We start from the raw sequence: 10894 nt of genomic DNA, 5'->3' as shown, positions 1-10894 counted from the left end.
TACCAGACCCTCTTCCCGTCTCTTGCGATTGGGAGTGCAAATATAAACATTTGTTTTTATTTGCAAACTTTTTTTACAAAACGGATGAACCTTCTTTCAGTTTCTCTGCATTTTCTGCAAATTGTAATGCATCCAGGATCTCCTGAATCTCTCCATTCATTACTGCAGGAAGATTATATAAAGTTAATCCTATACGATGCTCTGTAACTCTTCCCTGTGGATAATTATAAGTACGGATCTTTGCAGATCTGTCTCCTGTAGAAACCATTGTCTTACGCTTACTTGCAATTTCGTCATTATATTTTGCCAGCTCGCGTTCATAAAGCTTACTGCGGAGCATCTCCATAGCTCTTTCTCTGTTTCCCAATTGTGAACGCTCTACCTGACAAACGACTACAATCCCCGTAGGTTTATGCGTTAATTGAACTTTGGTCTCTACTTTATTTACGTTCTGCCCACCAGCACCACCAGATCTTGACGTTTGCATCTCGATATCTGCGGGATTGATCTCTACATCGACCTCTTCTGCCTCTGGTAACACAGCCACAGATGCTGCGGAAGTATGTACACGGCCCTGAGTTTCGGTATCTGGCACACGTTGCACACGGTGTACTCCAGATTCATATTTTAAAGTTCCATAGACATCTTCTCCACTCACTTTAAAAACAACTTCTTTATAACCACCATTTGTTCCATCGGTAACTTCCAGTACCTCTGTCTTCCAGCCTCTACCTTCACAATAACGTGTATACATACGGTATAAATCTCCGGCAAAAATAGCAGCCTCGTCACCACCTGTTCCACCTCTGATTTCCAGAATAGCATCTTTTTCATCTCCCGGATCTTTAGGAACCAGCATCAACCGAATCTTAGCTTCCATTTCTTCTTTTTCAGGAAGTAAAGCGTCTAATTCCTCTTTGGCCATTTCTCTCAATTCCTGATCTTTCTCATTGGCCAGAATCTCTTTGTTAGCAGCAATATTGCTCACAACATTTTTGTACTTAAAGTATTCGTCTACAATAAGACCTAAATCTTTATATTCCTTATTCAATTGAGCAAAACGTTTCATGTCCTGCGTTGCTTCCGGATTAGACAATTCTCTCTCTACATCATCCCGACGTAGTTTTATAGCTTCTAATTTATCTAACATGATATGAAATCTATACTTCTGAAGACCTAATCTTATTTATCGCCACCACGACACAACAGCAAAAGATCAGTCGTTTTTTAAAGACCACAAAGTTAACTCTTTTTCACCTATTATCAGCAGGTGGTTAAGATACTTAATAAAATTTATTGGATTTTTTACAGATGGAGTTTGTAAAGAAACCAGTTGAAAACTAAGAAAATCGTAGATACAAAGTTTGCCGTCTTTCTTAAAGAAAATTTTACTTCCTTCTACCTCAAAATCCTGAGGAGCATCTACAACGGCTGTTTTGTAAAAGTTTCCAAAACGATCGAAAATTCGGATTCCTTCACCTCTATCATTTACAAAAACATACGAGTCATTGGCATATAGATAAGTTGCCTGCATGTCTATGCCATCTCTCTGATAGATATTTCCTGTCTTAAGCTCATCAGTAAATGTATTGCTTAATTTCCTCAATTCACGGTTTAACTGGTCGTAAATCCAGTAACCATTATTATTAGCTGAGGCAACTAAAGTAATCTGAATATCCGGATCACGGTTAAACGAGTATCGGCCAATCTCACTAAGATTGTTATTTAAGACTATAATTTGCTGGTGGTTAGGATAATAAACGACTACTCTTAAAGGATCTTTAACATCTATTTGATTAATATCTCCAAAGTTCTTATTACTATAAGCCCACAATTTCTGTCCTTTAGCGTTATATTTAAGCAATTCATTTGCCGGTGTTACCGCGTAAATATTGCCAAACTGGTCTATTCTCGCTAGTTTACATGCTGTATCAATACTGGCTTCTTTTATAAAACTCTGAGAAAAAAGCTCAGATGCTGAAATCAACAGTAATAAAAAGAAAATATACCGCAGAAGATATTTCATAAATCAAAGCCACTTTTTTAACTCAATCTTTTCTCCATCAAATTGAGCATAATAGGAATCATTTACCCACTCGCCTAAATTTACATAAGTTGTCTTATCATTTAACGAGATGATAAACGGATTATGCCTATGTCCAAATACTAAATAGTCAAAGCTGCCAAATTGTTTCTCTATACCCAGGTAAGTTTTTTCAGCCCAATTCTTTTCAAATTCTACATCTGGTTTCCAAAGGTTTTTATTCCCTGCCAGTCTGCTTTTACCACTCCAGTAATTCGCTATTCCTATTCCCAGGTTCGGATGTATCCTTGCAAATAACCACTGGCAAAACGGACTTCTAAAAAAATTTTTTAAAAGCTTATAGCTTTTATCTCCATCACCTAAACCATCGCCATGGTGAATAAAAAACCTTTTTCCTTCGCGTTCGATAACCAATTCATCATTTATAACCTGCAGGTTAAACTCTTTTTTAAAATAATCGAACACCCACATGTCGTGGTTACCTTTAAAAAAATACAACTTTATTCCTGCATCACTTAATTCGGCTAGTTTGCCCTGAAGGCGTATAAAACCCTTTGGAATAACGGCAGCATATTCGAACCAGAAATCAAAAATATCTCCTACCAGAAAAACTTCCGTAGCATTTTCCTTAATCGCATCTAACCATGCCACAACTTTAGCTTCACGCTCTCGGCTTGCCTGATAATTGGGAACGCCTAAATGGAAGTCTGACGCAAAATATAGATTTGTTTTTTTCAAAAGCCTAATTCTAAACCGTAAAAATAAACTTTCTCGACTAATGTTAATATAAAAAAGCCTTCAAAGGTTTATATTCTTTGAAGGCTGTCATATTCTCAATTTGTATTCTTATCTACTCGGGCGTTCAGAACCAGATCCCCTGGATGGAGAAGAAGATCGTGAGCTTCCTCTGTCCATACTTGGAGAAGAGCTTCTTCCTTCACTCCTTTGCACACTAGGTGTAGACGGGCGTTCTGTGCGCTGAGGCGCAGATTGCTGAACCCTTTCTTGCCTTTGTGGCGCACTTTGTCTAACAGATTCACTCCTCTCTGCAGAAGGTCTGTTTTCTATCCTGCCAGGCCTCTCTACTCTTTGTTGTTGAGGTCTTTCTGTTCTGGATGGCATTCCGTCTCTGGATCCATTTTCTCTTTGAGGACTTTCAGTTCGCGATGATCTGTCCGGAGTAGTGCTTCTACCCACATTAGAACCACGAGATGGCACATTACCATTATCTCTTTCTACTCTGGATGGTCTTGTTGAAACGCCAGGACTACTGTTCCCCCTATCACTTCTACCATCAATTGCCTGAGGTCTGTTATTGCCGTTATTTCTGTTATCTCTGGCATTTCCACCTTCGGTTCGGGAAGGGCGGCCATTATTTGATGAAGATACTCTGTTGGGTGTAGCGTCTCTTCCACGATCTATCTGTGGACGATATACACTTACCGAGTTTCTATCTACTCTTGCAGAACCAGGTCTGGAAGCGCTCTCTACCCTGTGAACTCGTACGTTACTTCCTGTAGCACGCCTCACATCTCTTGTAGAAGGCCCACTAACATATCTCACATTATTATTTACATATACATTATTGATGATAGTTGTATTCCTGATGATAGTAACATTTCTTCCCGGATTCCAATATCTTCCATAGTTATTATAATAAATATAACGTTGTGGAATAAACACCCAGTAAAAATCCGGATAATATCTTGGACCAATATTAATGCTTACTGTAATTCTTGGTCCCATAGGTGCCCAACCGTAGTAGCCCCCTCCTGTCCTCCAATCTACCCAAGCAGGCCCCCATTCTGTATCCGGAATCCATAGCCAGCCATCATAATTATCATAATACCAACGACCATAGTGAAACGGAGCCCAACCCCATTCAAAATCAGATACCCAGGTATTTCCATACTGTGTCATTACCCAACGACCGTTAGTGTAATATGGCCGAAAATCCGAACCAACGTTAGGTCGCCATACGTAACCATATTCCGAGTTGTCTATCCAATCTCCATAGTAAGAAAGCTCATCATAAAATACCTGCAATGACACATTACGTCCCTGAGCTTTTGCGGTGCTGTTGGCAAAGGCGAAGAAAGCAACCATGAATCCTAAGCCTAAAATCATTTTTCTTAAAGTTAACATCTTAAAATCCCCTTTCGTTTGGAGTTTTAGTTAAACGCTTTCGCTATTTTTTTGGCATTTCTGTAACAACATAATTACCAAAATTTAAGCTTATTCATCAACTATTTTCACCGTAATTTTAAATTTTCAACACTATTTAACCTTCTAAACACCGTTTCTAAGCGGGTTTAATATATAGACAGGAAAAAATGCAAAAGGTAACATCAGAAAATTGAATATTTTTTGTTGGGCAGGAAAATTGTAATGTCGTTATTTGTAAAATGGATAAAGGAACATTATACCTCATCCCTGTGGTAATGGCAGAAAATGCCGTAAACAAATCATTAACTCCTTACCTTATTGAAACCATAAATTCTATTGGAGAATATATAGTAGAAAATGAGAAAACTGCCCGAAGGTGTCTGAAAGAAGCCGGACTTAAAACCCCGCAAAAGGATTTGATTATTCATGATTATGGTAAACACCAGCGAAATCAGGGACTCAACAAGTTTTTTAAAGGATTAGAATCTGGAAAGGATGTTGGTTTGATGAGTGAAGCCGGATGCCCGGGGATAGCTGATCCTGGCGCTGATATTATCGCCGAAGCCCATAAAAGAGCTATAAAAGTTATTCCTTTAGTTGGGCCAAGTTCTATAATACTGGCTTTAATGGGTTCTGGTTTTAATGGTCAGAGTTTTGCATTCAACGGATATCTGCCCATTGATAAAAACGGAAGGGCAAAGAAAATAAAAGATTTAGAATCTTTGTCTGAACGCTTAAATCAAACTCAGATATTTATAGAGACCCCTTTCAGGAACAATCAACTTTTAGACGAACTTTTAAGAAGTTGTAAAAAAGATACCTTATTATGCATTGCCTGTAATTTAACGGCAGAAAGCGAATATGTTGCAACAAAAAGCGTTTCTGATTGGGCATTAAACAAACCGGATCTGCATAAAAAACCGACGATATTCCTGTTTTACCGAAAAAAATGAGCATCTCTTCAACTTCTTCGATACTGATCCATAAAGTAAATATAGCCTCTTTGGCAATAAGTAGCTATTTGGCCCAGTTTGGAGTGAATGTACTTCTTATTGATGAAGATACCCAATTAATCAACGAAGAAGAGGAACTGATTTTTGATGATTATGCTATTAGTTTTTTGAATACTATAGGGATTAACATTACTCCAAAGGCTAAATTGGTTGATATTTTCAAGCAGGCCAAAGAAATACTTCTGAAAAACATGTGTACAATTAACTGGGGTACAACTGTGGTAAAGAACGAAGGTCTGGAGAATATTAAACTGAGAGATTTACATAATAATATTGTCTATCATCAAACTGATAAGTTTATTGACGCCAAAGAATTGGAAATCAACAAAAATACCAGCATCACGATAAAGAACATTGCTCTTTTAGCCTGGAAATTGGAAGGCGTTTTAAACGGATATATCAGCAGAAGTATCTTTATAAATCATAATATTGAAGAACGACTTTTACGTGAACATTATCAGAAGAAACCTCCTCTTAAAATTTTCAAGAATATCTTTGAAAAAAAAGACATCAGATTTAATCTGAAAGAGAGTAAAATAAGCCTTCATTTAAGCCAGCAACGGAACATAGAAGCTGGAGATTTGCTTCCCAATCTTAGCGTCTTTGACGAACGGTTAAAACAAGAAACCAACTTTTATAATTGGTGTAAATTTGGTGAAATACATCTGATAATATTAGGATCTATATCGCAACAAAACCTGTTCAATGTTGCTAAATGGGTAAAATCTAATTTTCCACTGAGATTATTTTACCTGCCTGACTCAGAAAAAAATGATCATATTTTCAGTTTCTTTAAAATTATTGAAGGTGAAAAGAAGCTGATTGTCGTAAGGCCCGACAGATATATCGGTTTGATTTTGGATCACCTGGATTTAGAAGTATTAGACAATTACCTCTCTAACTTCTTACAGTTACAAACAAAAGGAAAACCAATAAACCAGAAGCTTATTGGCTCTAATATTATTGAAAACTATCCGTGAATGGTTTCTTTCTTACCGTAATTCTGTATAACTTTTCCTTCATAATCCAACCACTCTTTCCACCGTTGGTCTACATCCACTCCTTCACCATATTTTCTGGCTAAACTAATAAAAAGTGTATAATGGTTTGCCTCGGAAATCATAAGCTCATGATAAAATTCAGAAAGTTCCTGGTCCTCAACATTATCTGAAAGCACCTTAAAACGTTCGCAGCTTCTGGCTTCTATCATAGCAGCAAACAAAAGCCTGTCGACTAAACTTTCCGTTTTCTTCGCTTGCCCGCCACCTTTTTTAAGAAATTTAATCAGTTCATTTACATAATCGTCTTTACGTTCTCTGCCTAAAGTGTAACCCCGTTGCAAAATAATATCATGGACTCTCTTAAAATGATCCATTTCCTCTTTCACTAATTCGGCCATTTCCTGAACCAGATCTGAAAGCTCCGGATTCTGAACAATTAATGTAATGGCATTAGAAGCTGCTTTTTGTTCGCAAAAAGCATGGTCTGTTAAAAGTTCTTCAATATTGCTTTCTACTACATTTTTCACCCAAAAAGGATCGGTAGGCAATTGCAGTTTAAACATCGTTTTCTCACTCATAATCGTATGCTGTTAGCTGTATAAACCTTTACTATCTATAAAATCAAACACTTTATCCGGAATAAAAAACCTGACATCTTTCTTTTCATGTACAGATTTCCTGATAAAGGTAGAAGAAAGTTCCATCAAAGGCGTATTTGTTATTGTTACCGACGGATGAGACTCCAACTCTCCACCATCATAACCAGGGCGGGGATAAACATAAATCTGATAATCTCTTAAAATGAGTTCATAATTTTTCCACTTATTCAATGTCTTCAAATTATCGCTACCCATTATCAGGACAAATTGATGCTCGGGATAAATATCTTTTAAATAAGTAAGCGTATCAATGGTATAAGAAGGTTGTGGCAAACGCAATTCAACATCACTTACCTGAATATTTTCAGCTTTTTCTATAGCCAATTTAGCCATTTCCAGTCTATCATAAACATGAATAAGGTCTCTTAATTCTTTCAATGGATTATGTGGGGATACAACCAACCAAACTTTATCCAATTCTGTATGATTGGCCATATAATTGGCAATAATTAAATGCCCGATGTGTATAGGATTAAAGGAACCGAAAAACAAACCTATTTTCATTATCTAGTTCTTTAGTAGCCTCTCCCCAGCGTCTCTTCTCCAAAGTATTCCCTTCGGAACAAAGGAAAGAGAGCTTGGACAGTGTTTTTATTCTTTCTTCCTGGACTCCTGTCTTGCGACGTTATCCAATAAAATTCAACAATAAATCTTCCGCTTCTTTACATGCCGTTTCCAGCTCAAAATTCTTCAATTGAACATCAAATTTTGGAGCATAAGCCAGCTCTTTTTCTGCCTTTGCAAAACGTTCTTTTAATTTCTCTTCCGAATCTGTTCCCCTCCCTGCCAAACGCTGCTTTAATACCTCCAAAGAAGGTGGCTGAACAAATATAGCTAACGCTTGTTCTCCATATTTTTTTTTCAGACGTAAACCACCTTCTACATCAATATCAAAAATAACGTGTTTGCCTTCATCCCAGATTCTTTGGATTTCGTTTTTTAAAGTTCCATAGAAGGTTCCGGAATAAACTTCTTCAAACTCAACAAACTCATGTTTTGCCACTTTATGCAAGAAGTCTTCATTACTGATGAAATAATAGTCCTTTCCATTTACTTCTTCTCCTCTTAGGCTACGTGTGGTTGCCGAGATGGAGAAAGCAATTTTATCAGGAAATTTCCCTAAAAGGTGATGTACGATAGTTGTTTTTCCCGCTCCAGATGGAGCAGAAAATATAATCAGTTTGCCTTGTTTCATTTTTAAGCCAAAGACTTAAAGCCAAATGCTTAAAGCTTTTCGCCTTAAGCGCTCTGCCTTAAGCATATTTACAATACATTCAACAGCTGTTCTTTAATTTTCTCTAACTCTTCTTTCATTCCAACCACCAGCTTCTGGATATTGGCATCGTTTGCTTTGGAACCCATGGTATTTATTTCTCGTCCAATTTCTTGGGAAATGAAACCTAGCTTCTTACCATTAGCGTCTTTCTCTGCCAAAGTTTGAATAAAATAATTACAATGCGTTCTTAAACGAACTTTCTCTTCCGTAATATCAAACTTATCTACAAAATATATTAATTCTTGCTCCAGTCTGTTATAATCTACTACTTCTTTTCCTACCGCTTCGCTAAGATAATTGTTTAATCTTTCTCTGAAAACGGGAACTCTGTTAGGTTCATGAACTTCAACTTCAGTCAGAAAATTAAGTATATTCTGAATGCGCAAGACTAAATCTTTTTCAAGCGATTTTCCTTCTGTTTCTCTGAAATTTTGGAAATTTTGGATAGCCTGATAAAATATGTCTAAAACAGTTTTCCATTCTTCCTCCGAAATTGACGACTCATCAAACTTAATAACTTCAGGCAAAGTAAGGGTCAGATTCATAAGGTTCGTTGTTGCTTCTCCCAATTCTGCCGCCGTCTGCTTCAATTCATTATAATAGAATTTCAGTAATTCATGATTAATGGCACCTGCCTTTGCTGCAACATTATTATTTTCACTGATGATAGACACAGTAGCTTTCCCGCGTTCTATCAATCTGTTGCATTCGTTGCGCAAAAAAAATTCCTTTTCAGAATATGCCTTAGGAAGCTTTAGATTAAGTTCCAGAAATTTACTGTTCAGAGACTTGATTTCTACGGTATATTTGCCGCCTGTTATATCTTTAGACGCTACTCCGTAGCCTGTCATTGATTTAATCATCTGCAAAGATAAAAATAAGTAGCAAGTATTTAATAGTAAGTAAAAAGATTGAAGAGCAGTCTTTCCTGATAGTATAAAGGAGAAAACCTGAATGAGAATTGATAGGACAGATAGAAATCAGCTCCCCTAAAGTTAAGGCACCACAATAGCCAGAGATGGTCTTAAGAAAAAGCATCCTTCGTTCATCTTCCGTTAAGAGAAGCTTTAGAGTATAGCCATTTAATAATTAGTTAGGTACTCCCGAATAGCCTGATGATATACCAATTTACCTTTAGGCGTACGGTAGGCCACTTCTGCTTTCTTATGTACATCGGCAATAATAGCTTTCGCATAAGCCACTGCTTCTTTAAACCTATTGCGTTTATCTTTTTGATGACTGCTGGGCACCACTTTGCTCATATCCGGTATTTTACTCACCACAGTACCATAATTATAAGTCTTTAAAACTAACTGGTCACAAATTTTGCCGCTCATGCCTTGCATGATTACATTTCTTTTCACTTTTGCCATGATTAAAACTTAAGGTTTGCATAGATTAATACGCAAAGCATAAAAATGTAACCCAAAGACAATCAACAAACTAAACCATAAAACTTTCAAAAAACCATAGAAGTACTTCGAGATTACAAATCGCTGATACCATTTTCTACACAGGAAGGCTCTATTTGTTAAAACATCTTAAATTTTAGAACTTTTACTGGATATACGCTAATTTAGTTTGGAATTGACATTAAACCCATGAAAAAGTTATTGCTATCTTTCATTTTACTTGCTGTAACACCATTAGCTTGGGCACAAGAAATCTTTGAGGTAAAAGGTATTATTTTCAATCAAAGTAAACAAAGAGTAGGAGATGTTAAGATAGAAAACCAAAGAAATGGGAAATCGGCAACATCAGACCAGTGGGGAACTTTTTCCATTGAAGTTATGGTAGGAGATTCGCTTTTCTTCAAAAAAGAAGGTTTTCAGGATGCAGCGAAACTCATATCCACCAAGCAGAATATGGTCATTTATCTAAACCAAGGTATTACCTTAAATGAAGTTACTGTAAAAGAAAAAAGTAAAGCTGCCGAACAGAAAGAGGTTCTGGATGATTACAGGGCAAAAGGTATTTATTTTAACGGAAGCCCGCCACTTCTATTCTCTATTTTCCATCCCTTGTCTGCTATTCACGAATTGGTTAGTAAAGACGCTGCTAACGCCAAACGATTCAGCAATTATATTTCCAGAGAAAATGCACAAACAGCCGTTGATGTTAAATTCAATAAACGCCTTATACTGGAGCACACTACAATAAAAGAAGAAAACGTTGCGGAATTTATGTACTACTATCGGCCAAGTGCCGAAGTAGTAGCAAAATGGAACCAATACGACAATATTCGTTACATACAGGATTCTTACAAAAAGTTTGTGAAGGAAAAAAGTGAAAGAGATAGTTTGGAGGAGATAAAGTAGGGTTTGGAATGTTGAGTTTTTAATTTTTAAATAAAACCTTAAAAAACCGCTTAATTAACTTCTTCTCATACAGAACCTAATAAAAAATTATGAATTTGTGAAAATTCTTAAAACAAAACTTACCCTGTTTATTTTGGGCTGTACGTTACTAACAGGTATGAAGTGCAAAAAAGACAGCCAGCAGCTAAATAATGACCAGTTACCCGCTGTTACTCAAAATGGCGCAAATACATTTGGTTTTTTGCTTAATGGGGAGGTTTGGCTGCCTAAGACACCATTATTAATGGAAAGATTAGATTTGACTTACGACCCTAATTATAAGGAAGGATCTTTAGGTATTATTGCTAATAGATACCTATCAGAAGAAAGTGAGATGAGGATTAGTATAGGTTTAACAGGTGTAAATAATACAGGTAC

At 36.7% G+C, this 10894-nt stretch carries 13 protein-coding genes; 4 read left to right on the top strand and 9 right to left on the bottom strand.

All coding sequences use genetic code 11. The features are described 5' to 3' along the window. Positions 1–73 precede the first annotated feature (73 nt). From prfA to ABWO41_RS10390, 4 genes are all read right to left on the bottom strand, one after another. Positions 74–1150, bottom strand: a complete 1077-nt coding sequence (gene prfA / locus ABWO41_RS10405) for a peptide chain release factor 1 (protein ID WP_353137414.1) — start codon at positions 1148–1150, stop codon at positions 74–76. A gap of 66 nt (positions 1151–1216) precedes the next feature. After that, positions 1217–2026, bottom strand: coding sequence for a hypothetical protein (locus tag ABWO41_RS10400; RefSeq protein WP_353137412.1), 810 nt, complete (start codon positions 2024–2026; stop codon positions 1217–1219). 3 nt (positions 2027–2029) lie between these two features. Beyond that, positions 2030–2782: a UDP-2,3-diacylglucosamine diphosphatase gene (locus ABWO41_RS10395; protein WP_353137410.1), complete on the bottom strand. Its 753-nt coding sequence runs from the start codon at positions 2780–2782 to the stop codon at positions 2030–2032. Between the two features lie 108 nt (positions 2783–2890). Next, positions 2891–4189 (bottom strand): DUF6600 domain-containing protein, encoded by a 1299-nt coding sequence (locus ABWO41_RS10390; RefSeq protein WP_353137408.1) that lies wholly within the window; start codon positions 4187–4189, stop codon positions 2891–2893. 260 nt (positions 4190–4449) lie between these two features. On the opposite strand from ABWO41_RS10390, the gene ABWO41_RS10385 reads away from it, so the two are divergent. Together ABWO41_RS10385 and ABWO41_RS10380 are read left to right on the top strand one after the other, a co-directional pair. Next, on the top strand, positions 4450–5163 hold the full coding sequence (locus ABWO41_RS10385) for an SAM-dependent methyltransferase (protein WP_353137406.1): 714 nt from the start codon (positions 4450–4452) through the stop codon (positions 5161–5163). Next, the gene (locus ABWO41_RS10380) at positions 5160–6203 is read left to right on the top strand and encodes a thioredoxin domain-containing protein (RefSeq protein ID WP_353137404.1); all 1044 of its coding nucleotides are present in this window, start codon (positions 5160–5162) and stop codon (positions 6201–6203) included. Before ABWO41_RS10385 ends, ABWO41_RS10380 begins: the two co-directional genes overlap by 4 nt. Here ABWO41_RS10380 and ABWO41_RS10375 read toward each other — a convergent pair. The 5 genes from ABWO41_RS10375 to ABWO41_RS10355 all read right to left on the bottom strand — a co-directional run bounded on the left by ABWO41_RS10375 (position 6194) and on the right by ABWO41_RS10355 (position 9532). Beyond that, positions 6194–6802: a MiaE family protein gene (locus tag ABWO41_RS10375; RefSeq protein ID WP_353137402.1), complete on the bottom strand. Its 609-nt coding sequence runs from the start codon at positions 6800–6802 to the stop codon at positions 6194–6196. The genes ABWO41_RS10380 and ABWO41_RS10375 overlap by 10 nt on opposite strands. Before the next feature lie 12 nt (positions 6803–6814). Then, positions 6815–7387, bottom strand: coding sequence for a nicotinate (nicotinamide) nucleotide adenylyltransferase (gene nadD / locus ABWO41_RS10370; protein ID WP_353137400.1), 573 nt, complete (start codon positions 7385–7387; stop codon positions 6815–6817). A gap of 121 nt (positions 7388–7508) precedes the next feature. Beyond that, positions 7509–8078 (bottom strand): guanylate kinase, encoded by a 570-nt coding sequence (gmk, locus tag ABWO41_RS10365; protein WP_353137398.1) that lies wholly within the window; start codon positions 8076–8078, stop codon positions 7509–7511. A 68-nt stretch (positions 8079–8146) separates the two neighbouring features. After that, positions 8147–9022 (bottom strand): YicC/YloC family endoribonuclease, encoded by an 876-nt coding sequence (locus ABWO41_RS10360; RefSeq protein WP_353137396.1) that lies wholly within the window; start codon positions 9020–9022, stop codon positions 8147–8149. Positions 9023–9241: 219 nt separating this feature from the next. After that, complete coding sequence (locus ABWO41_RS10355) at positions 9242–9532, bottom strand: hypothetical protein (RefSeq protein ID WP_353137394.1); 291 nt, start codon at positions 9530–9532, stop codon at positions 9242–9244. Positions 9533–9760: 228 nt separating this feature from the next. Here ABWO41_RS10355 and ABWO41_RS10350 point away from each other — a divergent pair, with 228 nt between their 5' ends. Together ABWO41_RS10350 and ABWO41_RS10345 are read left to right on the top strand one after the other, a co-directional pair. After that, positions 9761–10477, top strand: a complete 717-nt coding sequence (locus ABWO41_RS10350; RefSeq protein ID WP_353137392.1) for a hypothetical protein — start codon at positions 9761–9763, stop codon at positions 10475–10477. Positions 10478–10634: 157 nt separating this feature from the next. Next, on the top strand, positions 10635–10894 hold a 260-nt coding region (locus tag ABWO41_RS10345; protein WP_502945645.1), incomplete at its 3' end, for a Riean_0653 family protein.

The sequence above is a fragment of the Pseudopedobacter sp. genome, assembly GCF_040392825.1.
Classification (GTDB): Bacteria; Bacteroidota; Bacteroidia; order Sphingobacteriales; family Sphingobacteriaceae; genus Pseudopedobacter.
This window is presented reverse-complemented; position numbering and strand designations above follow the sequence as displayed.